Source organism: Bradyrhizobium sp. 25ACV (assembly GCF_054863005.1).
In genome coordinates, this window is sequence record NZ_JAVAYO010000022.1 from 65,054 (window position 1) to 89,220 (window position 24,167).

Annotated in this window: 21 protein-coding genes and 1 pseudogene; 13 read left to right on the forward strand and 9 right to left on the reverse strand. The window is 63.9% G+C overall.

Translation table 11 applies throughout. From position 1 onward, the window contains the following. Positions 1-117 precede the first annotated feature (117 nt). From ileS to arfB, 6 genes are all read left to right on the forward strand, one after another. Positions 118-3,162, forward strand: coding sequence for an isoleucine--tRNA ligase (ileS, locus tag RAD04_RS34940; protein ID WP_461627406.1), 3,045 nt, complete (start codon positions 118-120; stop codon positions 3,160-3,162). Between the two features lie 10 nt (positions 3,163-3,172). Next, positions 3,173-3,667 carry a signal peptidase II gene (gene lspA, locus RAD04_RS34945; protein ID WP_461627407.1) on the forward strand — a complete coding sequence of 165 codons (495 nt, stop codon included), beginning with the start codon at positions 3,173-3,175 and terminating at the stop codon, positions 3,665-3,667. Positions 3,668-3,762: 95 nt separating this feature from the next. After that, complete coding sequence (locus RAD04_RS34950) at positions 3,763-4,488, forward strand: hypothetical protein (protein ID WP_095424807.1); 726 nt, start codon at positions 3,763-3,765, stop codon at positions 4,486-4,488. 188 nt (positions 4,489-4,676) lie between these two features. Further along, positions 4,677-6,071: a M16 family metallopeptidase gene (locus RAD04_RS34955; RefSeq protein ID WP_461616633.1), complete on the forward strand. Its 1,395-nt coding sequence runs from the start codon at positions 4,677-4,679 to the stop codon at positions 6,069-6,071. After that, a complete protein-coding gene (locus RAD04_RS34960) occupies positions 6,068-7,435 on the forward strand; it encodes a M16 family metallopeptidase (RefSeq protein WP_461627408.1) in 1,368 nt (455 codons plus the stop codon). The genes RAD04_RS34955 and RAD04_RS34960 overlap by 4 nt, the downstream gene beginning before the upstream one ends. A gap of 146 nt (positions 7,436-7,581) precedes the next feature. After that, the gene (gene arfB / locus RAD04_RS34965; protein ID WP_018321949.1) at positions 7,582-7,998 is read left to right on the forward strand and encodes an alternative ribosome rescue aminoacyl-tRNA hydrolase ArfB; all 417 of its coding nucleotides are present in this window, start codon (positions 7,582-7,584) and stop codon (positions 7,996-7,998) included. 58 nt (positions 7,999-8,056) lie between these two features. Here the strand turns inward: arfB and RAD04_RS34970 are convergent, their stop codons facing one another. Then, positions 8,057-8,365, reverse strand: a complete 309-nt coding sequence (locus RAD04_RS34970) for a hypothetical protein (RefSeq protein WP_461627409.1) — start codon at positions 8,363-8,365, stop codon at positions 8,057-8,059. Between the two features lie 301 nt (positions 8,366-8,666). Between RAD04_RS34970 and RAD04_RS34975 the strand changes: the two genes are divergently transcribed. From RAD04_RS34975 to RAD04_RS34990, 4 genes and pseudogenes are all read left to right on the forward strand, one after another. Then, positions 8,667-9,053, forward strand: coding sequence for a c-type cytochrome (locus tag RAD04_RS34975; RefSeq protein WP_461627410.1), 387 nt, complete (start codon positions 8,667-8,669; stop codon positions 9,051-9,053). Next, entirely contained in the window at positions 9,054-9,449 is a 396-nt protein-coding gene (locus RAD04_RS34980) for a VOC family protein (RefSeq protein WP_028140132.1), read from the forward strand. Between the two features lie 36 nt (positions 9,450-9,485). Beyond that, entirely contained in the window at positions 9,486-10,034 is a 549-nt protein-coding gene (locus tag RAD04_RS34985; RefSeq protein ID WP_461627411.1) for a gluconate 2-dehydrogenase subunit 3 family protein, read from the forward strand. Between the two features lie 30 nt (positions 10,035-10,064). After that, positions 10,065-11,633: pseudogene (locus RAD04_RS34990) on the forward strand (GMC family oxidoreductase). Positions 11,634-11,859: 226 nt separating this feature from the next. Here RAD04_RS34990 and RAD04_RS34995 read toward each other — a convergent pair. Further along, on the reverse strand, positions 11,860-12,177 hold the full coding sequence (locus RAD04_RS34995) for a ribbon-helix-helix domain-containing protein (protein WP_461627412.1): 318 nt from the start codon (positions 12,175-12,177) through the stop codon (positions 11,860-11,862). A 255-nt stretch (positions 12,178-12,432) separates the two neighbouring features. Here RAD04_RS34995 and mutL point away from each other — a divergent pair, with 255 nt between their 5' ends. Beyond that, a complete protein-coding gene (mutL, locus tag RAD04_RS35000) occupies positions 12,433-14,247 on the forward strand; it encodes a DNA mismatch repair endonuclease MutL (RefSeq protein WP_461627413.1) in 1,815 nt (604 codons plus the stop codon). Positions 14,248-14,369: 122 nt separating this feature from the next. Here mutL and rsmD read toward each other — a convergent pair whose 3' ends face one another. Together rsmD and RAD04_RS35010 are read right to left on the reverse strand one after the other, a co-directional pair. Continuing rightward, positions 14,370-14,924: a 16S rRNA (guanine(966)-N(2))-methyltransferase RsmD gene (gene rsmD, locus RAD04_RS35005; protein ID WP_461627414.1), complete on the reverse strand. Its 555-nt coding sequence runs from the start codon at positions 14,922-14,924 to the stop codon at positions 14,370-14,372. Between the two features lies 1 nt (position 14,925). After that, on the reverse strand, positions 14,926-16,989 hold the full coding sequence (locus RAD04_RS35010) for a pseudouridine synthase (protein ID WP_461627415.1): 2,064 nt from the start codon (positions 16,987-16,989) through the stop codon (positions 14,926-14,928). A gap of 120 nt (positions 16,990-17,109) precedes the next feature. Between RAD04_RS35010 and RAD04_RS35015 the strand changes: the two genes are divergently transcribed. Continuing rightward, a complete protein-coding gene (locus tag RAD04_RS35015) occupies positions 17,110-17,568 on the forward strand; it encodes a nucleoside deaminase (protein ID WP_461627416.1) in 459 nt (152 codons plus the stop codon). Between the two features lie 4 nt (positions 17,569-17,572). Here RAD04_RS35015 and RAD04_RS35020 read toward each other — a convergent pair whose 3' ends face one another. Continuing rightward, entirely contained in the window at positions 17,573-18,478 is a 906-nt protein-coding gene (locus RAD04_RS35020; protein WP_461627417.1) for an alpha/beta fold hydrolase, read from the reverse strand. 189 nt (positions 18,479-18,667) lie between these two features. Next, on the reverse strand, positions 18,668-19,951 hold the full coding sequence (gene purD / locus RAD04_RS35025; RefSeq protein ID WP_461627418.1) for a phosphoribosylamine--glycine ligase: 1,284 nt from the start codon (positions 19,949-19,951) through the stop codon (positions 18,668-18,670). 197 nt (positions 19,952-20,148) lie between these two features. Between purD and RAD04_RS35030 the strand changes: the two genes are divergently transcribed. Next, a complete protein-coding gene (locus tag RAD04_RS35030) occupies positions 20,149-21,855 on the forward strand; it encodes an AIPR family protein (protein ID WP_461627419.1) in 1,707 nt (568 codons plus the stop codon). Between the two features lie 168 nt (positions 21,856-22,023). On the opposite strand, the gene RAD04_RS35035 is transcribed toward RAD04_RS35030, so the two are convergent. The 3 genes from RAD04_RS35035 to RAD04_RS35045 all read right to left on the reverse strand — a co-directional run bounded on the left by RAD04_RS35035 (position 22,024) and on the right by RAD04_RS35045 (position 24,142). Continuing rightward, a complete protein-coding gene (locus RAD04_RS35035; RefSeq protein ID WP_461627420.1) occupies positions 22,024-22,974 on the reverse strand; it encodes a hypothetical protein in 951 nt (316 codons plus the stop codon). A gap of 275 nt (positions 22,975-23,249) precedes the next feature. Beyond that, positions 23,250-23,549 (reverse strand): winged helix-turn-helix domain-containing protein, encoded by a 300-nt coding sequence (locus RAD04_RS35040; RefSeq protein WP_061029834.1) that lies wholly within the window; start codon positions 23,547-23,549, stop codon positions 23,250-23,252. Positions 23,550-23,551: 2 nt separating this feature from the next. Next, entirely contained in the window at positions 23,552-24,142 is a 591-nt protein-coding gene (locus tag RAD04_RS35045; RefSeq protein WP_461627421.1) for a hypothetical protein, read from the reverse strand. Positions 24,143-24,167 lie beyond the last annotated feature (25 nt).

Genomic DNA, 24,167 nt, shown 5'->3' on the forward strand with positions numbered 1-24,167 from the left:
TTAGCGGCCCGGCTTCCGCCTGAGCCTTCGGCTCGGCGCAAGACCGGGATTTTGTCGTTTCACCCCGCGATTCCGCATCGCCATCCGTTCCCGCGCCCTTCCGAGCCAGTCAGCCTCATGTCCGAAAAGCCGCAAAAGTCCCAAAAGTCTGAAGCCAAAGACTATTCGAAGACCCTGTTCCTGCCGCAGACCGAATTCCCGATGCGCGCCGGCCTGCCGCAGCGCGAGCCGGAGATCCTCAAGCGCTGGTACGAGATCGGCCTCTACGAGAAGCTGCGCGAGAGCGCGAAGGGCCGCGCCAAGTTCGTGCTGCATGACGGCCCGCCCTATGCCAACGGCAACATCCATATCGGCACGGCGCTAAACAAGATCCTCAAGGATCTCGTCACCAAGAGCCAACAGATGCTCGGCTTCGATTCCAACTACGTGCCCGGCTGGGACTGCCACGGCCTGCCGATCGAGTGGAAGGTCGAGGAGGAGCATTATCGCAAGAAGGGCAAGCAGAAGCCCGATTTCCGCGACAGCGCCGCGATGATCGACTTCCGCAAGGAGTGCCGTGCCTACGCCACGCATTGGCTCGGCGTGCAACGCGAGGAGTTCAAGCGCCTCGGCGTCATCGGCGACTGGGACCATCCCTACGCCACCATGAGCTATCCGGCCGAGGCCCAGATCGCGCGCGAGCTGATGAAGTTCGCAGCCAACGGCACGCTCTATCGCGGCTCCAAGCCGGTGATGTGGAGCGTGGTCGAGAAGACCGCGCTGGCCGAAGCCGAGGTCGAGTACGAGGACCACACCTCCGATACGGTGTGGGTGAAATTCCCGGTGACCTCGCCCGCGCACGGTGCGCTCGCTACCGCAAGCGTCGTGATCTGGACCACCACGCCCTGGACCCTGCCCGGCAACCGCGCCATCTCGTTCTCGCCGAAGATCGCCTACGGCCTGTACAAGGTGACGGATGCGCCCGCCGACAATTGGGCCAAGACGGGCGATCTCCTGATCCTCGCCGACGCGCTCGCTGAAGAGGTCTTCAAGCAGGCGCGCGTGACGGCCTTCGAGAAGGTGCGCGATATCCCCGGCGACACCATGGACGCGATCGAATGCGCCCATCCGCTGAAGGGCCTTGCCGGCGGCTACGACTTCATCGTGCCGCTGCTACCCGGCGACCACGTCACCGACGACACCGGCACCGGCTTCGTGCACACCGCGCCCGGCCATGGCCGCGAGGACTTCGATGCCTGGATGGCGCAGGCGCGCGATCTCGATGCGCGCGGCATCACCACGGCAATCCCCTACACCGTCGACGAGAACGGCGCCTACACCGATCATGCGCCGGGCTTTGTCGGCAAGCGCGTCATCAACGACAAGGGCGAGAAGGGCGACGCCAACGAGGCCGTGATCAAGGCGCTCGTCGAAAGAGGCATGCTGCTCGCGCGCGGCCGGCTCAAGCACCAATATCCGCACTCATGGCGCTCCAAGAAGCCGGTGATCTTCCGCAATACGCCGCAATGGTTCATCGCGATGGACAAGCCTGTTGTGGACGCGCCGAGCAAGCCCGGCGCTATGGACGTTGCGGTGAGCGGCAGGACCAAGAGCGGCGACACGCTGCGCGCCCGCGCGCTGCACGCGATCTCGGTCACGCAATGGGTGCCGCCTTCAGGCGAAAACCGTATCAACGGCATGATCGAGGCGCGGCCCGACTGGGTGATCTCGCGCCAGCGCGCCTGGGGCGTGCCGATCGCCGTGTTCGTTCGCGAGAAGGGCGACGGCTCCGCCGAGATCCTCCAGGACGAGGCCGTCAACACCCGTATCGGCGATGCCTTCGAGCAGGAAGGCGCCGATGCCTGGTACGCGAAAGGCGCGCGCGGGCGCTTCCTGGGCGCGCGTGCCAATGAAGACTGGCAGAAGGTCGACGACATTCTCGACGTCTGGTTCGATTCCGGCTCGACGCACGCCTTCGTGCTCGAAGACCCCGTGCAGTTTCCCGGGCTCGCCGGCATCAAGCGCAAGGTCGACGGCGGCACCGACACGGTGATGTACCTCGAAGGCTCGGACCAGCATCGCGGCTGGTTCCACTCCTCGCTGCTGGAGAGCTGCGGCACGCGAGGCCGCGCGCCCTACGACATCGTGCTGACCCACGGCTTCACCCAGGCCGAGGACGGCCGCAAGATGTCGAAGTCGCTCGGCAACACCATCGAGCCGCAGGCCGTCATCAAGGAATCCGGCGCCGACATTCTGAGGCTCTGGGTCGCGTCCTGCGACTACACCGACGACCAGCGCATCGGCCCCGAGATCCTGAAGAACACCGTCGAGACCTACCGCAAGCTGCGCAACACCGTGCGCTGGATGCTCGGCACGTTGCATCATTACAAGCCGGCCGACGCAGTGGCGCCTGCCGAGATGCCCGAGCTCGAGCGGCTGATGCTGCACGAGCTCGCGGTGCGCGCGGCTGCGGTCGACAAGGCCTATCGGGAGTTCGACTTCAAATCGGTGGTCGCGATCCTGTCCGCTTTCCTGAACAGCGAGCTCTCCGCGTTCTATTTCGACATCCGCAAGGATACGCTGTATTGCGATCCGCCGTCCTCGCCGACGCGCAAGGCGGCGCTGACGACGATCGACCTGTTGTGCGCCTCGGTCCTGAAATGGCTGGCGCCGATCCTCAGCTTTACCGCGGAGGAAGGCTGGCGCATGTACCGGCCCGAGGCCGAACTCTCGGTGCATCTGACCCAGTTCCCGACCGATCTCGAAGCCTTGCGCGACGACAAGCTCGCCGCGAAATGGGACGCGATCCGCAACGTCCGCCGTGTCGTCACGGGCGCGCTCGAACTCGAACGCGCCGCCAAGAACATCGGCTCGTCGCTGGAGGCGTCGCCGGTGATCTACGTCGCCGACCGGGACATACTGATGACGCTGTTCGACGTCGACCTCGCCGAAATCTGCATCACCTCGAATTACGAGGTGCGCGAAGGCGAGGCGCCCGCCGATGCGTTCCGGCTCGATGCCGTCCCCGGTGTCGCGGTCGTGGTGGAGAAGGCGGTCGGCACCAAATGCGCCCGCTCCTGGAAGATCTCCCCGACGGTCGGCGAAGACGCCGAATACCCCGACGTCACCCCGCGCGACGCCAAGGCGCTGCGCGAGTGGAAGGCGCTGGGGGTGGCGGTCTGATCCCCCGGCCATGACCCCGCTCCGCGCCGGCATCCTCGCGGCCCTGGTCACGCTCGTGGCCGACCAGGCCTCAAAGCTCTGGCTGCTGAACGGGTTCGACCTCGCCCGTCGCGGCGTGGTGAAGGTGACGCCGTTCTTCGACCTGGTGCTGGCCTGGAACATCGGCATCAGCTTCGGCTGGCTGCAGAACGACAGCCAGGCCGCGCAGCTCGCGCTGATGGCGGTCAAGGCCGTCGCCGTGGTCGCGCTGGCGATCTGGATGGCCCGCTCGCACACCCGGCTGGCCACGGTCGCGCTGGGCCTGATCATCGGCGGCGCCATCGGCAACGGCCTCGACCGCCTGGCCTATGGCGCGGTGGTCGATTTCGCCCTACTCCACATCGAGATCGGCGGAAATACCTATAATTGGTATGTGTTTAACCTCGCGGACGTGGCCATCGTAGCTGGGGTGGCGGCGCTATTGTATGATTCCTTCCTGGGGGTACCCGCCGCAAAAGCGCCCTGATCCCGGCCGATACGGACCGGCAGGTGGAACCCGGCCTTTGCGAGGGTTTGCCGCGCGCGAGCGGCGATCTGACACAATATGGAACAGGTACAGTAATGCGCAGCTCGAAGACCAGCATTTCGATGGTTCGAGACCCCCGATCGGGGCTTTGGCAGGCGTTGAAATTGTCCGCTGTCGCGCTCGGCATCGGTCTCGTCATGTCGGCCGGCGCAGCCCGCGCCGGTGACGACGACGAGGAAGATGACGGGATGACCTTCGAAGAGAAGATCATCGACAATCTGATGTCCGGCATCGGCGCCAAGAGCATGGAAAAGCCCGGCATCGAATACCGCGAGCGCTCGCCGCTGGTGGTGCCGCCCAAGCTCGACCTGCCGCCGCCCGCGACTCAGGCCAAGGCCGCTCCGAACTGGCCCAAGGACCCCGAGGAGAAGCGCCGCAAGGAAGCCATCGCCGCGCGCAAGAAGGCAACCAAGGAAACGGAAAACTGGCAGGCCGCCCGACAGCTGACGCCCGCCGAGATGAAGGCCGGCCAGGTCGCCGCAGCCCCCCGGACAAGCAATGACCCGATCCAGCCGGGCACCAACGGCAATCCGTCACTCAGCCCCGCCGAACTCGGCTTCTCCGGCGGCCTGTGGAATATGATGAAGGGCGGCAACGCCACCGAAGAAAAGAAATTCACCGAGGAGCCGCCGCGCCAGTCGCTGGTCGAGCCGCCGCCGGGCTATCAGACGCCGTCTCCGAACTACTCCTATGGCGCCGGGCCGGACAAGTCGCGGCGGACCTATTTCGACATCATGTCCGGCAAGGACAAGGAACAATAGCGTTCCTGTCCGACAGACGCGCTCCCCGCGCCGGCGATCATGTACGCCGGCCGAGGTGCATAAATTGCTGATCAGTAACTTGCCTATGCGTTGAGTTCTCTGCTTCGTGACGCGAAGCCTCAGCCGCACGGTGTAGCATGCCGTGCCGTCCGAGCCGGACATCCGGACCTCGGCCTTTCAAAAGGATCATGATGTCCTCTTACCGATCGGCTGCCTGCCTCCTTGCCGCGCTGCTTTCGACCAGTGTCCTGACATCAGGCGCGGCCCTTGCCCAGACCACGGTAACATCGGCCCCGCCCGCCAGCTTCACGCTCAGCAACGGCATGCAGGTCGTGGTGATCCCCGATCACCGCACGCCCGTCGTCACCGAGATGATCTGGTACAAGGTCGGCTCGGCCGACGAGACGCCGGGCAAGTCCGGCCTCGCCCACTTCCTCGAGCACCTGATGTTCAAGGGCACCTCGAAGCATCCGGTCGGCGAATTCTCCCAGACCGTGCTTCGCGTCGGCGGCAACGAGAACGCCTCGACCTCGGTCGACTACACCAACTATTACCAGCGCGTGCCGAAAGAGCAGCTGCCGACCATGATGGAGTTCGAGGCCGACCGCATGACCGGCCTCATCCTCAAGGACGAGAACGTGCTGCCCGAGCGCGACGTCGTGCTCGAAGAGTACAACATGCGCGTCGCCAACAATCCGGACGCTCGGCTGAACGAGCAGATCATGGCCGCGCTCTATCTCAATCATCCCTACGGCCGTCCCGTGATCGGCTGGCATCAGGAGATCGAGAAGCTCGATCGCGAGGACGCGCTCGCCTTCTACCGCCGCTTCTATGCGCCGAACAACGCGATCCTGGTGATCGCCGGCGACGTCGAGGCCGCCGACATACGCCCGCTGGTCGAGCGCAATTTCGGCTCCATCCCGGCGCAATCAGCCATTCCGGCGCGGCGCGTCCGTCCGCAGGAGCCGGAGCCTGCCGCCCCGCGCACCGTCACGCTGGCCGACCCGCGCGTCGAGCAGCCGAGCATGCGGCGTTATTATCTGGTGCCCTCGGCAACCACGGCCGCTGCCGGTGAAAGCGCCGCCCTCGACGTGCTGGCGCAGCTGATGGGCAGCGGCAGCAATTCCTATCTCTACCGCGCCCTCGTCGTCGACAAGCCGCTCGCGGTCTCCGCCAACGCCAGCTATTCGAGCATCTCACTCGACCCGACCCAGTTCGCGATCTCGGCCTCACCAAAACCCGGCGTCAGCTTCGCCGAGGTCGAGCAGGCGGTCGATGGCGTCATCGCCAATGTCGCGCAGAACCCGATCCGCGCCGAGGATCTGGAGCGGGTCAAGACCCAGCTGATCGCTGAGGCGATCTACGCCCAGGACAATCAGGCGGTGCTGGCACGCTGGTATGGCGGCGCGCTGACCACAGGCCTGTCGATCGAGGACATCAGGAGCTGGCCCGACCGCATCCGCGCGGTCACGGCCGAGCAGGTCCGCGCCGTTGCGCAGAAATGGCTCGAGAAGAAGCGCTCGGTGACGGGCTATCTGATCAAGGACACTGCCGCCACCAAGCGCGAGGAGAAGCGTTCGTGACCTACCCCTTCCTTCGACGCGCTGCATTCTCCCTCGCCACCGGCGCTGCGCTTGCGCTCGCTTCGGTCTCGCCGTCACAGGCGGCTGCGAAGATCCAGCACCTGGTCTCGCCGGGTGGTATCGAGGCCTGGTTCGTGCAGGACGCGACCGTGCCGCTGATCGCCATGGAATATTCCTTTGCCGGCGGCTCGGCGCAGGATCCCAAGGACAAGCCGGGCGTCGCCAATCTGGTCGGCGATCTCCTCGACGAAGGCTCCGGCGATCTCGACTCCAAAACCTTCCACGAGCGGCTCGACCGCCGCGCCATCGAGCTCTCCTTCAGCGCCACCCGCGACACTTTCCGCGGCAGCCTGCGCATGCTGCGCGACAACAAGGACGAGGCCTTCGACCTTTTGCGGAGCGCGCTGACCTCGCCGCATTTCGACCCCGCCGATGTCGAGCGCATCCGCTCGCAGGTCGTCTCGGGCCTGCGCCGCGAGACCACCAATCCGACCTCGCTGGCGAGCCGCAAATTCCTGGAGGTCGCCTTCGGCGATCATCCCTATAGCCGGCAGAGCAACGGCAACCTCGACAGCGTGCCGACCATCACGGTCGCCGACATGAAAGACTATGTCGGCCGCGTGCTTGCGAAGGACGGGCTGAAGATCGCGGTCGTCGGCGACGTCGATCCGGCGACCCTCGGCAAGCTGCTCGACCACACCTTTGGGGCCCTGCCCGCCAAGGCCAACCTCACGCCGGTCCCCGACGTCGAGGCCGCAAAACCGCCGCAACGCGCCTTCGTGACCCTCGACGTGCCGCAGACCGTGATCACGTTCGGCGGCCCCGGCGTGAAGCGCAGCGATCCCAACTTCATGGCGGCCTATGTCGTCAACCACATCCTCGGCGGCGGCGGATTGTCCTCGCGGCTCTATCGCGAGGTCCGCGAGAAGCGAGGCCTGGCCTATTCGGTCTATGAAGCGCTGCTCTGGATGGAGCATTCGGCGGTGTTCATCGGCAATACCGGCACGCGCGCCGACCGCGCTGGCGACACCATCGATGCCATTGAAAAGGAAGTGCGCCGGATCGCCGAGGAAGGCCCGACGCAGAAGGAGCTCGACGAGGCCAAGTCCTACCTCAAGGGTTCGCAGATGCTGGCGCTGGACACCTCCTCCAAGCTGGCGCAAGCGCTGCTGCAGTACCAGCAGGACAAGCTGCCGATCGACTATATCGAGAAGCGCAACGCCATCGTCGATGCCGTGACGCTGGACGACGCCAAGGCCGCCGCCAAGCGCCTTTGGGGCCAGGGTCTCCTGACCGTCGTCGTCGGCCGCGCCCCGCAGGCCGCGGCGCAGCCTTCCGCGGCTCCAGCGACGAAGTCGAACTGATTCTGCCGTGTGAGCGACAGCGTTCTCTCGCTGCGCCAGCGTACGCTATGTTCTCTCCCCCTTGTGGGGGAGGGAACGGATAGAGCGCGGCAAATTTCCATCAAAGCAGCTATGGTGCGCGCGCGAATCTTTTTCCTGGTGCCACCATGCTGCGGATATCCCGCGATCTCGTCATCGACGAGGACGACATCGAGATCGGCTTTGTCCGCGCCTCCGGCCCGGGCGGGCAGAACGTCAACAAGGTCGCGACCTCGGCCCAGCTGCGCTTCGACGCGCGCAAGCTGACCCTGCCGGAGGATGCGGCAATTCGGCTCGCCCGCCTCGCCGGTCAGCGCATGACCAAGGACGGCGTGATCGTGATCCAGGCGCAGCGCTTCCGCACCCAGGAGCGCAACCGCCAGGACGCCATCGACCGCCTCACGGAGATGCTGCGCGAAGCCATGGTGCGGCCAAAGCCGCGGCGGGCGACAAAGCCGACTTTTGGCTCAAAGCAACGCCGGCTCGAGGGCAAGAAGCGCCGCAGCGACGTCAAGGCCGGACGCGGCGGGCGCTTCGACGATTGATTGGGCAAGAACCTCCAGTCGCGGAGCGACCGGAGGTTTGCCTGTTCGCGGCCCGGCGTCAGTAACGCTTGGCGGGAGCAGGACTGCCGGTGGCGGAATTGTCGACCGCCCCCTTGTGCGACGCGCTGCCCGTGGTGCCGACCGTGCCCTTCGTGCCCTTGGTCGACTTCATGCCCGTCTTCTCGCCTGCGGCCCCCTGCTGTGCACCGACGTCTTCGTCCTCACTGCCTGCCGCGCCGCCCTGCATGGGTTTGCTTTGCACGGTGCCGCCAGGCCTGGCGCCAGATGACGTACCTTGCGCGAAAACGGGCGTTGCAATGAGGGCTGCGACAGCGCATGCGATTGCAGAGGTCTTCACCAACTTCATTCATTTCTCCTGGATTTTCCGCGATGAACGGTTCGGCTGCTTCCTGCGCCGCCCGCCTGTGCCGAACCAGTTCATCGCGTCGAGATTTCGAACGGCGCGATCACGATGCAATCCGCGTCGTGTGGTGATCGTTTAGGGATTTGACGGCGGTTTCGCGGAATTGTGCTCCGCATATAAGGCAACGCGGAACACTGCGCATCACGAGCATCTCCGCGCGCAACGAAACAGCCCGCTACTACCACCGCCCGTCTGACGCCGCCTAGAGTTTGCGCAGGTTGATGTGGATGGGCGGCACTTGACGATGCGCGCGATCGTGCTGGGATTGTGCACCGCGATGGTGCTGGTGGTGCGGGTGGCCGACGCGCAAATGCCTTTGCCGGCCGCGAAGCCGCCGGATGGCGCGACACTCTTCAAGCAACAATGCGCCGTGTGCCACACCACCAACTTGTCGGAGCCGGCGCGCCAGGGGCCTCCGCTGCTCAAGGTCGTGGGCGGTCCCGCCGGCAAGGTCGAAGGCTTTCGGTATTCGCAAGGCCTCGCGAACGCAGACTTCACCTGGGACGAAGCCCGGCTCGACGCCTGGCTGACCAATCCGCAGGCTGTCATTCCCCGCGTCGTCATGGCCTACCGGCAAGGCAAGCCGGAGACGCGCGCCGCCATCATCGCTTACCTGAAGGAGCAGAACTGAATGGCAAAGCCGGTGCATTCGATGATCCGCGTGCTCGACGAGGCGCGCTCGCTCGACTTCTACCGGCGTGCCTTCGGCTTAGAGGTCGCCGACCATCTGAAATTCGCGGACTTTGCCCTGATCTATCTGCGTCACCCCTCCTCACCTTTCGAGGTCGAGTTGACGGTGAATTTCGATCGCAAGGAGCCGTACCAGCCCGGTGACGGCTACGGCCATCTCGCCGTGGTGGTCGAGGATCTCGAGACCGAGCATGCCCGCTTCGAGCGCGAGAAGCTCGCGCCGGGGCCCTTACGCGATTTCAAGCACGACGGCAGGACACTGGCGCGCTTCTTCTTCGTCAGCGATCCCGATGGCTACAAGATCGAAGTGATCCAACGGGGCGGACGTTTCAACTAATCAAAATCACAAAATAAAAATCCACGGAGGAATGCCATGAGAGAAGTCGATCGTCGAAGCAAGCACAGCCGTCGCGTCTTTCTCAAGGGCGCGGCGACCGCCGTGCCGGTCGTAGCCGTTGCGACCAGCGTCACTGTGAGCATCGAAGATGCGTGGGCCGATGATGCCAGCGCGCTTTCGCCTGCGACGATGAAGACACTGCTGAAAGTCGCGCGCGACATCTATCCGCACGACATGCTCGGCGACAGCTACTACATCACCGCGGTCAAGCCGTGGGACGGCAAAGCGGCGAAGGATCCCGCCGTCAAGTCGCTGATCAGCGACGGCATCACGCGTCTCGATCAGAATGCACGGGATCGCCACAAGGTGCCCTATGTCGAAGTGCCATGGGAGGCCGACCGTGTGGTGCTCTTGAAGGAGATCGAGGGAAGCGACTTCTTCCAGAAGGTGCGCGGCGATCTCATCGTGTCGCTCTACAATCAGAAGGAGGTCTGGCCACGCTTCGGCTACGAGGGCTCCTCCGCCGAGCACGGCGGCTACATCAACCGTGGCTTCGCCGACATCGACTGGCTGCCGAAGGCTTGAGACCCACCCCAACGGTTCAGGAGAACGCATATGGCAAAATTCGATCTGAACGACTCCAGCGTTGTGGTGATCGTCGGCTCCGGTGCCGGCGGCGGCACGCTGGGCAACGAGCTCGCGCAGAAGGGCGTCAAGGTGGTCATTCTCGAAGCGGGTCCCCGCATCGAGAACCACGACTTCGTCAACGACGAGTGGGAGAGTTTTTCTCAGCTCGCCTGGACCGATGCGCGCACCACGTCGGGCACGTGGCGCGTCGCCAAGGATTTTTCCGGCCTTCCCGCCTGGATCGTCAAGGCGGTCGGCGGCTCGACGACCCATTGGGCCGGCGCCTCGCTGCGCTTCGGCGAGCACGAGTTCAGGGTGAAGAGCACCTACGGCAACCTTCCCTGAGCCAACCTCCTGGACTGGCCGGTCACGCTCGCCGAAATGGAGCCGTGGTACGCCAAGGCCGAGAACAAGATGGGCGTGACCCGCACCAACGGCATTCCCGGCCTTCCTGGCAACAATAATTTCAAGGTGCTGGAAGCAGGCGCCAAGAAGCTCGGCTACAAGACCGTGCACACCGGCAACATGGCGATCAACAGCCAGCCGCGCGACGGCCGCGGCGCCTGCCAGCAGATCGGCTTCTGCTTCCAGGGCTGCAAATCCGGCGCGAAATGGTCGACGCTCTACACCGAGATCCCCAAGGGCGAGGCGACTGGCAATCTCGAAGTGCGGCCGAGCAGTATGGCGATCAAGATCGAGCACGATGCCGGCGGCAAGGTCACCGGCGTCGTCTACGCCGACGAGAGCGGCGCGATGCAACGTCAGAAGGCACGCATCGTCGCGGTCGCCGGCAACTCGATCGAGAGCCCGCGGCTGCTGCTCAACAGCGCCTCGACCATGTTCCCCGACGGCCTTGGCAACTCATCGGGCCAGGTCGGCCGCAACTACATGCGGCACATGACCGGCAGCGTCTACGCCGTGTTCGAGAAGTCCGTGCACATGTATCGCGGCACGACCATGGCCGGCATCATCCGCGATGAAGCCGCCAACAATCCGAAGCGCGGCTTCGTCGGCGGCTACGAGATGGAGACCCTCTCGATCGGACTGCCGTTCATGGCGGCGTTCCTCAATCCCGGCGCCTGGGGCCGTCCATTCACCGCAGCGCTCGACGGTTATCCCAGGATGGCCGGCATGTGGCTGGTCGGCGAGGACATGCCGCAGGAGACCAACCGCATCACGCTCGACCCTCGCGTGAAGGACAAGTTCGGGCAGCCGGTCGCGAGCGTACATTTCGACGATCATCCCAACGACCTCGCGATGCGCGCGCACGCCTACAAGCAGGGCGCTGCGGTCTACGACGCCGTCGGCGCCACCGTGACCTATCCGACGCCGCCCTATCCGAGCACCCACAATCTCGGCACCAACCGGATGAGCGAGAAGCCGCGCGACGGCGTGGTCAACAAGTTCGGACAGAGCCACGACGTCAAGAACCTGTTCGTCTCGGACGGCAGCCAGTTCACCAGCGGCGCGGCCTGCAACCCGACACTGACCATCGTCGCGCTGGCGATCCGGCAGGCGGATTACATTGCGGGGGCGATGCAGAAGAAGGAGATTTGATCGTACGTTGCCGTCATGTGCACCGGGACGATGGTGAGGAGCGATGACGCATCCACACTTGAGCTGTCGTCCCGGCGAACGCCGGGACCCATAACCACAGGGAGCAGTTTGGCGAAGATTAATGGTTCGGTACTCAGATCACCTACGCTCGACAGATTCCGCGGTATGGTCCCGGCGCCCGTGCGCAATTGCGCACTAGGCCGGGACGACATCGAGGTTGGAGCGACTATTCCGCCGCATCGAGAATCGGTGCCACCGTCGCCTTGAACTCCGGCACCGTCGCCATGCTCTTCGAGCGATAGATCAGGCACGAGCAGCGCAGCAGCGAGGCGAAATTGTTGACCTCGCCATGATGGTCGAGCACCTCGTTGTAGAGCGTCGTCAGGAACTTGCCGAGGCTCATGGCCTCCCTGGCCGCGATCTCCTCCAGCGTGTCCCAGAACGCCATTTCCAGCCGGATCGAGGTGCAATGGCCATCGATCCGCAAGGAGCGGGTCTGGGATTCGTAATCGCCCTGGGGCTGATGCGCGAAGAGATGGCACATGGCGTCCTCCCGTCCTGTTGCCGTTTTTTCACGATGCTACACCGCTGCCCGGCGCCTCACAATCCGGACCGTCGTCGGATGTCGGCAGGTCTCGGCCTGCGCAATTTTCTCGAACGCTCAATGTCTTCAATGTGATAGGGAGCCCTCTTCCCCAGGCCGCCACACGGCTGTTGCCCAACACATGCTTTTGACGCAACACGGCCTAGAATAGCGCTGTCCGCGAATCCAGATTCGTAAGCCTAAACTCAGAACCTCATGCCCGTCCGCCAGCTTCCAGAACAGGTCGTCAACCGCATCGCTGCCGGCGAGGTGGTCGAACGACCGGCGAGCGTGGTCAAGGAACTGGTCGAGAATGCGATCGATGCCGGCGCGAGCAGGATCGACGTGTTCACCGATGGCGGCGGCCGGCGGCGGATCGGCATCACCGACGACGGCGGCGGCATGACCGCGAAAGACCTCGCGCTCGCGGTCGAGCGCCACGCCACCTCCAAGCTCGACGACGAGGATTTGCTCCAGATTCGTACGCTCGGGTTCCGCGGCGAGGCACTGCCCTCGATCGGCTCGGTGGCACGACTGTCCATCACCACCCGGCATGCCGGTGAGCCGCACGCCTGGGCGCTCGCGGTCGAGGGCGGCGAGAAGTCCGAGATCATGCCGGCGGCGCTGGCGCATGGCACCCGCGTCGAGGTTGGCGACCTCTTCTATGCGACGCCGGCCCGGCTCAAATTCCTCAAGACTGACCGCACCGAGGCGGAAGCCATCCGCGAGGTGGTGCGGCGCCTCGCGATGGCGCGGCCCGATATCGCCTTCACGCTGGCGGGCGAAGAGCGCGCACCGGTGACTTGGGCTGCCGCGCTGCCCGGCGCCGCCGGCCGCCTGACGCGGCTCGGCGACATCCTGGGCGCTGAGTTTCGCAGCCATGCCTTCGAGGTCCACGCCGAGCGCGAGGGCGTCGTCGTCGCCGGCTACGCCGCTGCACCTGCGCTGACCAAGGCCAACGCGCTCGGGCAGTATCTCTTCGTCAACGGCCGCCCGGTCCGCGACAAGCTGATCCTCGGCGCGGTGCGCGGAGCCTATGCCGACTATTTGCCACGCGACCGGCATCCCGTGCTGGCGCTGTTCGTTACGCTCGACCCACGCGAGGTCGATGCCAACGTCCATCCGGCCAAGACCGAAGTGCGCTTCCGCAACGCCGGCCTCGTCCGCGCGCTGATCGTGCACGGATTGAAGGAAGGTCTCGCGCGTGAGGGGCGTCGCACCGCCGCCAACAGCGGCGAGAGCGCGTTGTCTTCGTTCCGGCCGGCCTTCACGCCGCCGCGTCCCGCAAGCTGGGACTGGCGGGCCTCGCCGTCCGCGCCCGTTGCGCCGATGCCGTCATTCGAAGGATCGGCCGCACCCGCTTTCGCCGAGCGCGCGCAGGCCGCCTTCGACGTCGGTGCGCCCAGCGCGGACGTGCGGTTCGAGACGCAACCGGTCGCTGACCTCATCGATCGTCCGCTTGGCGCCGCGCGCACGCAGATCCACGAGACCTATATCGTCTCGCAGACCCGCGACGGATTGATCATCGTCGACCAACACGCCGCGCATGAGCGCATTGTCTATGAGCGGCTGAAGGCCTCGCTGGCGGCGAACGGCGTGCAGCGGCAGATCCTCCTCATTCCCGAGATCGTCGAGATGGACGAGGCGACGGTGGAGCGCCTCCTGGAGCGCAGCGAGGAGCTCGCCTCGTTCGGCCTCGCCATCGAATCCTTCGGCCCCGGCGCGGTCGCAGTGCGCGAGACGCCTTCGCTGCTCGGCAAGACCAATGCGGGCGGATTGCTGCGCGATCTCTCCGAGCACATGGCCGAATGGGACGAGGCGCTGCCGCTCGAGCGCCGACTGATGCATGTCGCGGCGACCATGGCCTGCCACGGTTCGGTGCGCGCCGGCCGAAGGTTGCGACCGGAAGAGATGAACGCCCTGCTCCGCGAGATGGAGGACACCCCGAACTCCGGCCAGTGCAATCACGGCCGGCCGACCTATGTCGAGCTGAAGCTGAGCGATGTGGAGAAGCTGTTCGGGCGAAGGTGACGGTGCCGTGGTGAAGGTGCCGTAGGGTGGATTAGCCGAAGGCGTAATCCACCTCTTCTGCTTCCGCGGAAAGAGACCTTGGTGGGTTACGCCTTCGGCTAACCCACCCTACGCAGCGGGGCCTACGGCCGCTTCAAAAACACGAACTCCGTGTCGTCATACGCCCGCCGCTCCAATTCCTCGAAACCTTCCGGCGTCGCGAACTGCGCCGCCTTCGCCTCCTCGACCACGATCAACGCGCCGGGCGTCAGCCAGCCGCCATCCCGCAAGCTCGCCAGCGCCTTCTCGGCAAAGCCCTTGCCATAGGGCGGGTCGAGGAACGCCAGCGAGAACGGCTCGACGGGATGCGCCGGACCGAGATCGGTCGCGTCGCGACGATAGACTTTCGTCACGCCGCCGAGGCCGAGCGACTCGACGTTATTGCGCAGCAGCGCCCGAGCTTCCGCGCCGTTGTCGACGAACAGCGTGAACTTCGCGCCGCGTGACGACGCCTCGATGCCGAGCGCCCCGGTGCCGGCGAAGAGATCGAGCACGCGCGCGTCCGCAATCGGATCGTCATAGGCGTGCACGAGGATATTGAAGACGGACTCGCGCAAGCGGTCCGCCGTGGGGCGGATGTCGCGCGAGGACGGTGAGGCGAGATTGCGCCCCTTCAACCTGCCGCCGACGACGCGCAAGCTAGTCCTCCCGCGGCGTCAAATCGCGCTTGCCGTGATAGCCGCGCTTGGGACGGCGCGGCGGGCCATAGCCGTTGGCCTCTTCCTCGTTGCGCTCGCGCGCCTCGTCGCTGCCGGTACGCTGCACCAGCACGCGGCGGCCCTTGCGGTCGTTGATCACCGCGCGCTTGCTGGCGGGCTTCATCTCGCGCGGCGCATCGTCGACGCGCGAGGCGGATTTCGAGGGCACGTCGAACTGCGCCCCCGACTTCTCGATCACCTTGTCGCCGAGCTGGTCGCGCAACACGCGCGACTTGATCTCCTCGACCTGACCTTCGGGCACCTCGCCGAGCTGGAACGGACCGTAAGAAACGCGGATCAGCCGGTTCACCTCGAGGCCGAGATGGGCGCAGACATTGCGCACCTCGCGGTTCTTGCCTTCGCGGATCGCGAACACCAGCCAGACATTGGCGCCCTGGTCGCGCTCCAGTGTCGCTTCGATCGGACCGTATTTGACGCCTTCGACCTCGATGCCGTTCTTGAGCTCGTCGAGTTGCGCCTGGGTGACGTCGCCATGGGCGCGAACGCGATAGCGGCGCAGCCAGCCGGTGTCGGGCAGTTCGAGCGTGCGCGCGAGGCCGCCGTCATTGGTGAGCAGCAGCAGGCCTTCGGTGTTGAAATCGAGCCGGCCGATCGAGATCAGCCGCGGCAGGCCTTCGGGCAGGTTGTCGAACACGGTCGGACGACCCTCGGGGTCGTCATGCGTGGTCATCAGCCCGCGCGGCTTGTGATAGAGGAACAGCCGCGTGCGCTCGCGCTCCGGCAACGGCTTGCCGTCGACCAGAACGACGTCGTTCTTGGTGATGTCGAGCGCGGGCGAGTTGATGACGCGGCCGTTGACGGTGACGCGGCCCTGCGTGACCATCTCCTCGGCATCGCGGCGCGAGGCAAGCCCCGCGCGCGCCAGCGCCTTGGCGATGCGCTCGCCGGCCTTCTTCGGCTTCGGCGCTTCTTCGCGCCGCGGACGGCGGTCGAAATCACGGTCGCGCTCACGATAAGCGCCGCGGCCGCCGAAGGCCGGACGCTTCTCGAAAATCCGGCTGTCGTCCTCGTTCTCACGGCGGGGGCGATCACCGAAACGGCCCTCGCTGCGCGGATGCTCGTGCCAATCGGAACGGCCTTCCGAGCGCTCGCGCGGACGATTGAATGTCGGCCGGTCGCCGCCACGCCCGCCGCGGTCGCCATCGCCGTCGCGACGGGGCCGATCGAATTTCGGACGATCCTCGCGCGGCCGATCGAATTTGGGCCGCTCGCGGAACGGACGGTCACCCGAGGCGCGATCGTCGCGCGAGCGCGAGAAGCGCGGACGGTCCTCGCCGCCGCCGCTGTCGCGACGGTCGTCGCGCTTTTGCCAGGGCTTGTCCTCGCCGCGATCACGGCCGCCGAAATCCTTGCGCGGGCCTTTGCCAAAATCCTTGCGCGGCGGACGATCGCCACGCGGACGGTCGTCGCGCTTCTGCCACGGCTTGGAATCTCCGCGCTCGCCACGGTCGCGATCAGGGCCGCCCCGCGAAAACTTCCGCTCGCCGTCGAACTTGCGTTCCGGACGATCGCCACGCGGCGCGTAGGGCCGCTTGTCACCAAATTTCTTGTCGCCGAACCGGCCGGCGGGACGGGAATCGTCACGATCACGGCGCGGCGGACGGTCGTCACGACCATAGGACGGCCGATCGCCGCGCGGCTTGAATGGGCGCTTCTCGCCATCACGCGAGGAGCGATCGGAGAACGGACGGTCGCCGCGCGGCTTGAAGCTGCGCTCGCCGCGACCCTCGCCGCCGCGGTCATCGCGCTTGAAGCGGGGACGGTCGGAAAAATCGCGGCGCGGGGCATCGCCCTCCTCGCGGCGGCGGAACGGTTTACCCTCACGGGGCGGGCGGCTGTCGCGATCGCCCCTGCCCTCGCTCTTGCCCTCAAAACCGCGCTTGGCGAACTTCTTCTCGGGGCCGCGCGCCTTGCCGGAACGGCCGCCTTTGGCCGGGCCTCGCCGGCCGCGGGAATCGTTGTCTTTGTCGCTGTCGCGAGGCATGAATGATCTCACTCAAGGGGGTGGCCATTAGGCATTGTGCGCGCTCGTTCCGAGCCGCATGCCCAGGCAAAACCGGTAAGCACTTCTGCTGAAGGCGCAGCTACTAGCAGGTTTCTTCGGATGATACGAGGCTTGAAAGCCCCCTCTTTCATGGATTTGGCGCTTCTGGCGGCCGAAAATGCCGGAAAAGCGGGCGAAGTTCCGATCGGCTGCGTGGTGGTCCGCAATGACGAGGTCATTGCCACCGCCGCCAATCGGACGCTGACCGACCGCGACCCCACCGGCCATGCCGAAATCGTTGCGCTGCGCGAGGCGGCCAGGAAGACCGGCAGCGAGCGCCTGGTCGACTGCGACCTCTACGTGACGCTGGAGCCCTGCACCATGTGTGCGGGCGCGATCTCGTTTGCAAGGGTCCGGCGGCTCTATTACGGCGCCGCCGATCCCAAGGGCGGCGCGGTGGAATCAGGCGTGCGGTTCTTCGCCGCGCCGACCTGCCACCACGCGCCGGACGTCTATTCCGGGGTCGGCGAGAGCGAGGCGGCGCGGCTGCTCAAGGAGTTCTTTCGGGAGCGGCGCTAGCTAGCTAGCTGCCCACAAAGAACTCCCGCAGCGCCTCTGCTGTCACGTCGGGATTCTCCTCGGTGAGGAAGTGGCCGGAATCCACCGGCATGCCCACGACGTTCGTCGCCCATTGCTGCCAGGTGTCGAGCGGCGTCGCCGCGGCCTGCGCGACACCGGCATTGCCCCACAGCGCCAGCATCGGAATGGTGATCTTCTTGCCGGCTTCGAAATCGGCCTTGTCGAGGTCGTAGTCGAAATAGGCGCCGGCGCGGTAGTCCTCGCACATCGCATGCACGCGGGCGGGATCGCGGAACGGGGCGAGGTAATGTTCGAGCGCGCGCGGGTCGATGGCGTCCAGCGTCCTCGACTTGGTCTGGCTCGCCATCTTGAAGCGCAGGAAGAACTCGCCATTGCCAGAGATCAGCGTCTCCGGCAGCGGATAGGGCTGCGCCAGGAAGGTCCAGTGATAGATCTTCAGCGCATAGGCGCGGTTCATCCGCTCCCAGTAATTATAGGTCGGCAGGATATCGAGCACCGCGAGCTTCGACAGCCGGCCGGGATGGTCGAGCGCGAGGCGGTAGGAGACGCGGCCGCCGCGGTCGTGTCCGGCCAGCGCGAAGTGCACGTGACCGAGCCGCTCCATCACTTCCACCATCGCCTTGGCCATGGCGCGCTTGCTGTAGGGGATGTGCAGCGCATCGCTCTCGGGCATGTCGGACCAGCCATAGCCCGGCAAGTCGGCGATGATCAGCATGAAGTGCTTGGCCAGCTCAGGCGCGACCTGGTGCCACATCACATGGGTCTCGGAGAAGCCGTGCAGGAGCAGCAGCGGCGGCCCGCTGCCGCCGACGCGGGCGAAGATGCGGCCGAACGAGGTGTTGATCCATTCGGAGGCAAAATCCGGATAGAGGTCGGCGAGATCGGACATCTTGTTGCATCCTTTAAAGGGTCAGCCGGGGCCGGCCCCGACACCTAAAATTGCGAAAACAACCCCATGCACAGTACCGGTATCATCATCGGGGTCAGTAAGCCCCGCGACTGATTACACATTCTGGGGTGCACATGTGGCCATCCGGTGACGACGACCGCGCCAAGCTAGCTCTGGACGAGCCCTCGCTCAGCCCTTGGCCTTCTCCGCCTCCACCGCCTGCCAGCCGATGTCGCGGCGGCAGAAGCCCTCGGGCCACCTGATGCGGTCGACGGCCTGATAGGCGCGCGTCTGCGCCTCCGTCACGGTCTTGCCGAGCGCGCAGACATTGAGCACACGGCCGCCATTGGCGAGGATCGCGCCGTCCTTCTCGACCGTGCCGGCGTGGAAGATCTCGACGGTGTCCACCTCTGAGGCGTCATCGAGCCCGTCGATGCGCGTGCCCTTCTGGTAGTCGCCGGGATAACCCTTCGCCGCCATCACCACCGTGAGCGCGGAGTCCGGATGCCAGCGCAGATCGAAATTCTTCAGCTGGCCGTCGCACGACGCCAGGAAGGCCGGCACGATGTCCGACATCATGCGCAGCATCAGGACCTGGCACTCGGGATCGCCGAAGCGGACGTTGAACTCGAACAGCTTTGGGCCTTGCGTCGTCAGCATGATGCCGGCGTAGAGAATGCCGCGGAACGGCGTGCCGCGCTGCTTCATGCCGGCGACCGTCGGCAAAATGATCTTCGCCATGATGGCGTCGTGGACCGCGGGCGTCACCAAAGGCGTCGGCGAATAGGCGCCCATGCCGCCGGTGTTTGGGCCGACATCGTGGTCGAACACGCGCTTGTGGTCCTGGGCGGAGGCCAGGGGAATGGCGGTCTCGCCGTCGCACAGCGCAAAGAAGCTGATCTCGCGACCCGGCAGAAACTCCTCGATCACGACTTCAGTGCCGGCCTCGCCGAAGGCGCCCTCGAACATCATCGCGATGGCGTCTTCGGCCTCGCGCACGGTCTTGGCGACGACGACGCCCTTGCCGGCGGCGAGCCCGTCGGCCTTCACCACGATCGGCGCGCCCTGGCTGTTCACGTAGTCGCGCGCGTCCTTGGCATTGGTGAAGCGCTTGTAGGCGCCGGTCGGAATGCCGAATTCGGTGCAGAGCGCCTTGGTGAAGCCCTTGGAGCTTTCGAGCTGGGCGGGAATCCTGCTCGGCCCGAACGCCTTGATGCCGGCCGCGGCGAGATCGTCGACGATGCCGGCCGCCAGCGGCGTCTCCGGCCCGACCACCACGAGTTCGACCTTGTTCGTCTTGCAGAAGTCGATCACCGCAGCATGGTCGGCGACGTCGAGCGCCACGCATTCCGCCTCCCGCGCGATGCCGGCATTGCCGGGCGCGCACCAGAACCTGGTCACCAGGGGGGAGGCCGCGATCTTCCACGCCAGGGCGTGTTCGCGGCCGCCGGAACCGAGCAGGAGAATGTGCATCGAAGGCTCAGGATGAGGGGTTTTGCTGGAGGCGGAGGTCGCACGAATCGGGGCGGGGCTCAAGGGGGCTGGCGCCGAACTCCCCCGTCATTCCGGAATGTAGCGTGCTGACTTTCTTACACTCCTCTAGAGGGGGCTATCACTTTGATTGCACAGGATAGCCGGGTTATTCTCCCACAACCGGGGAGAGAACCTTGATGAACAAAATCGTAGAAGCAATACTTGCGGAGTTTTCGAAGGATAATGGCATCGAGGCGTTGCCAGAGAAGGACCGCTTTGAATACCTGACGTCCTATCTGACCATTCGTCGACATTTCAGCCGGGCGCTCGACCTAAACGACGTCGTCATTGGGGATGGTGGAGATACCGGAATCGACGGCTTGGCCATCATCGTGAATGGCGCCCTGATGACAGACGTTGATCAGGTTCAGGAGATGCTTGATCAGAACGGCTACCTTGAAGTCACATTCATTTTTGTTCAGGCAGAGCGCACCGCAGGATTCGATGGGGCAAAAATCGGAACGATCGGAAATGGCGTTCAGGACTTCTTCCGCGATGTGCCAACGATGGTTCAGAACGATAGTGTGAAGGACGCAGCTGAGATTCGAGCGGCTATTTATAACCGCGCACCAAGCTTTAGGAAGCGACCGTCCTGCCACATCTACTATGTCACGACTGGCAAGTGGGTGGACGACGCCAATCTAGTCGCGCGCCGAAACGCGGAAACGAAAGCGATTTCGGACACTGAAATGTTTGAAACGGTCAGCTTCACTCCCTATGGGGCTGACGACATCATGCGCCTGCATACGGCTGCCAAGAACGCCGTTGTAAGGACGTTCACTTGGGAGCAAAAGGTGAAGGTGCCAAGCATCGCCGGCGTGCAGTTGGCGTATCTGGGCTATCTACCAGCAAGGGATTTCGTGAATCTCATCAGCGATGACGCTGGAGACGGAATTGTTGGCGGGATTTTCTACGATAACGTCAGAGACTGGCAGGACTACAATGAAGTCAACTCTGGAATTAGACAGACTGTGCTTTCTGAAAAGAGGCCGCGCTTTGTCCTGATGAATAACGGCGTCACCATTATTGCCAGAGGATTTAAGCAGTTCGGCGATACGCTAACCATTGAGAATTTTCAGATCGTCAATGGTTGTCAGACAAGCAATGTGTTGTTCGACCAGAGAGACAACCTCAAAAACTCTGATGTCCAGGTGCCACTTCGGCTCATATGGACGAATGACGATAACGTCATTGATTCTGTCGTCACGGGCACAAATCAACAGACCGAGCTAACTCAAGAGCAAATCTACGCTCGCACAGATTTTGCAAAAAAGCTTGAGCGGCATTTCGAGTCATATCCGGAGCCTTACCGTCTGCACTATGAGCGACGAGATGGGCAATATGACCGGACTCCGGTTGAAAAGGGCAAGATTGTTTCTCCGCAAACATTGATCAAGGTCTTTGCATCGATGTTTCTGGAAGAGCCGCACGTTGCAGCGAAGAGCTACAAGGCGCTTCGCTCCAGAGTGGGGAAGGACTTCTTTCTAGAGTCTGACAAGCTGGACCCATATTTCCTAGCGGCGCTAGCCAGTTATAGGCTTGAGGTTCGGCTCAGGACCAAAGAACTGAGGGCTTACAAATCAGCTCGCTACCATATGATACTTGCGATGCGCCTTTTGCTTGACCCATTTCCTAATTCGCAAATGAATTCCAAGGACATGGAAAAGCGGTGCGCCGCGATGATTGTCGTTCTTGCAGATGACGGCAAATCCAATGAGCTTGTGAAAAAGGCCAAAGGAATAATTGATAAAGTCTGCGGTGGCGACTTGTCGCGCGACAACGTGAGGACAATTGCAAAAACTGAGGCGATTTTGAAATCGCTGAAAAAGTTCAAAAAGGGGTAACGGCCCGTTATGATAAAAGAACCGCAGACGGAAGAATACTCACCGGAAGAAGCCGCTCGCCGGCGCGACGAAGTGATACGCCGAATGGCCAGCACTCGAGTTACGGTGACAGTATTGGACTGCACCGTCACCGCAATCCGGGAAAAAGAGCTGACCGGCTCTATTATCTCATGCGCCAAAGATTTTTTTGCTGAGCCCCTTCAGACCACCAGCGACGGTCTTCCCGCCAATCAACGCACCCGCGACGATCATCCCGGTTTTCATATCGGCTTCCATAAGCTTGAGAGCGCCAACGGAAGAAAGAAACAGAGCCGTGTCGTACGTGCGGCCAATGATCGCTTCGTGCCCTTTCTGCCACCAATTTTTAATGCCGTCCCGGAACGTAGTAACGGATTTGACGACAGCCGCCTCTTTGACTTGCCCCGCGATGAACGCCGCAACCATATCGCGGATACTCACCAGCTCAGCGCGCATCCGCTCATATTCCGAAACTTGGCCGTTGAGATTTAGGATCGCTTCGTCTGAATTTGGTCGGTTCTGTTTGAGCTCTTCGAGTTTGGCGTCAATCTGCAGAATGAGGGCAGTTACAACGATCTGAATATTGTGCTCGTTCTGCTCAATCGCCTTACCTATTTTGGTTTGCGCCTTCCCACCCCGGTTTCGAGGACGCGGAGGTTCAACAAGCTTGGCAAGCTGGTCGATATCCATGACCCTAAATCGGCGGTCATTCTCTGGGGACAGTCGAATAGGCTCATCCGCGATGCGGCGTCCGACCAACCAATAATCGTCGAAGTCATCCGTATTCCTGCGATAACCCTTATAGCTATCGAAGTGGTCTTGAACTTCTTTCCGCGTGATCTCGATATTCGCCTGGACTCGATAGCGACGCTCTTGCCCGAACTCCGTTCGGTAGGCTGTAAGCGCACCAAACATATTTCGGCTTACTCGGAAGCCAGCGGCCTCCAATATCGCGCGGGCCTCACTCTTCAAGGCCTCTACCTCATCGCGTGACGCTGCACTGCTCGGCTGCACAGTTGTCTGCTGATCAGCTGGCTTAGAAGACGTTTTGGCCGCTCGCTTCGCCGCCTTTTTTGCCGTCTTCCCTGCCTTTTTCGCCATTCCCTGCCCCTTGTAATCGCTCCACTACACACGCTACGCGGGCAGGATGCAACTGGAATTGCTTTGCTTGCCGCCAGACTTGTTTGCGGTGCTGCTACGGCGGGGCTTGATCGGACCGTGGAGAACTGCTCAGGCCCATTCCAAGCCCAGGGGTGTTCGCGGCCATCCCGGAGGTCCATCGGGCAATTGCATTGATGGCAAAATGGATTCCGGGCTCGCGCCCGACAGGCCGCGCTCCGGAATGACGGCGGAGAGAAGGCGCTCCTCGGCGTGAGCTACCCCTGCCTCCCCGCAATAATCTCCTGCAACGTCGCAACATGCCGCGCAAACGCCCCACGCCCTGCCGCCGTGGCAGTGACCGTCGTCTGCGGCTTCTTGCCCACGAACGCCTTCTCCACCGACACATAGCCCGCCTTGGCCAGGGTCTCGATATGCGCGCCGAGATTGCCGTCGGTGGCGCCGGTGAGCTTCTTCAGACGCGCGAACTCTAGTCCCGCGGTCGCAGGCAGCGCGTTCAGCGCCGCCATGATCTTCAGCCGCAGCGGCTGGTGGATGATGTCGTCGAGCTCCGCCACGCCTAGCCCCGCCGCATCCAGAGGGCACCCGCGATCAGCGCGCCGCCATTGACGGCCGCCATCCACGGCAACAGCGGTACACCCGGGATATAAAAGTATCCGATCAGCGTCAGCGCGATGATGGTCGCGCCGAGCGGTGCAAAGGCGTAGCCGAACCGAAGGCCCGCCGTCAGGTAGACCAGCGTGATGTAGACCTGCCAAAACACCGTTTGCTGCCGCGGCGAGAACCTGCCGAAATAGCAGCAGACGAGGCCGAAGGCGGCGATCAGCACAAGCGCCAGCAGACTGCGCCCGTCGAACAGGCGGATGCCGTTTCGCGAAAGATGATAGGCGCCGAGAGCAACGAGGCCGAGGGCCGAGACGACGTAGAGTGCAAACCAGAAATAGAGCCCGTCATTCGCCACGAACCAGCTGTTCCAATAATAGGCCCCGTAGCGCGGCCAGAACCAGATCAGGACATCGTCGGCAAACGGCAGCACGGCCCACAGCAGCAGGACGAGGCCCGCGACCAGGTAGATCTGCGATCGCCGCACAGGACGAATAGTCTTCTCACGCTCGTTCAGCGCATCGGAAGCCCGCTTGCTGTCGGTCACGGGAGCGCTCCTTCCTGGGTATCGG

What these genes read in the sequence shown, in the direction of transcription:
- RAD04_RS34975 (WP_461627410.1), top strand. Translation starts at nt 8,667, where the DNA reads ATGCGCGCGATCGTGCTGGGATTGTGCACCGCGATGGTGCTGGTGGTG.
- RAD04_RS35010 (WP_461627415.1), bottom strand. Translation starts at nt 16,989, where the DNA reads ATGCCTCGCGACAGCGACAAAGACAACGATTCCCGCGGCCGGCGAGGC.
- arfB (WP_018321949.1), top strand. Translation starts at nt 7,582, where the DNA reads ATGCTGCGGATATCCCGCGATCTCGTCATCGACGAGGACGACATCGAG.
- ileS (WP_461627406.1), top strand. Translation starts at nt 118, where the DNA reads ATGTCCGAAAAGCCGCAAAAGTCCCAAAAGTCTGAAGCCAAAGACTAT.
- RAD04_RS35030 (WP_461627419.1), top strand. Translation starts at nt 20,149, where the DNA reads ATGAACAAAATCGTAGAAGCAATACTTGCGGAGTTTTCGAAGGATAAT.
- RAD04_RS34995 (WP_461627412.1), bottom strand. Translation starts at nt 12,177, where the DNA reads ATGTGCCATCTCTTCGCGCATCAGCCCCAGGGCGATTACGAATCCCAG.
- mutL (WP_461627413.1), top strand. Translation starts at nt 12,433, where the DNA reads ATGCCCGTCCGCCAGCTTCCAGAACAGGTCGTCAACCGCATCGCTGCC.
- RAD04_RS34980 (WP_028140132.1), top strand. Translation starts at nt 9,054, where the DNA reads ATGGCAAAGCCGGTGCATTCGATGATCCGCGTGCTCGACGAGGCGCGC.
- RAD04_RS35015 (WP_461627416.1), top strand. Translation starts at nt 17,110, where the DNA reads ATGATACGAGGCTTGAAAGCCCCCTCTTTCATGGATTTGGCGCTTCTG.
- RAD04_RS35035 (WP_461627420.1), bottom strand. Translation starts at nt 22,974, where the DNA reads ATGGCGAAAAAGGCAGGGAAGACGGCAAAAAAGGCGGCGAAGCGAGCG.
- RAD04_RS35020 (WP_461627417.1), bottom strand. Translation starts at nt 18,478, where the DNA reads ATGTCCGATCTCGCCGACCTCTATCCGGATTTTGCCTCCGAATGGATC.
- purD (WP_461627418.1), bottom strand. Translation starts at nt 19,951, where the DNA reads ATGCACATTCTCCTGCTCGGTTCCGGCGGCCGCGAACACGCCCTGGCG.
- RAD04_RS34985 (WP_461627411.1), top strand. Translation starts at nt 9,486, where the DNA reads ATGAGAGAAGTCGATCGTCGAAGCAAGCACAGCCGTCGCGTCTTTCTC.
- RAD04_RS34955 (WP_461616633.1), top strand. Translation starts at nt 4,677, where the DNA reads ATGATGTCCTCTTACCGATCGGCTGCCTGCCTCCTTGCCGCGCTGCTT.
- lspA (WP_461627407.1), top strand. Translation starts at nt 3,173, where the DNA reads ATGACCCCGCTCCGCGCCGGCATCCTCGCGGCCCTGGTCACGCTCGTG.
- RAD04_RS34950 (WP_095424807.1), top strand. Translation starts at nt 3,763, where the DNA reads ATGCGCAGCTCGAAGACCAGCATTTCGATGGTTCGAGACCCCCGATCG.
- RAD04_RS34970 (WP_461627409.1), bottom strand. Translation starts at nt 8,365, where the DNA reads ATGAAGTTGGTGAAGACCTCTGCAATCGCATGCGCTGTCGCAGCCCTC.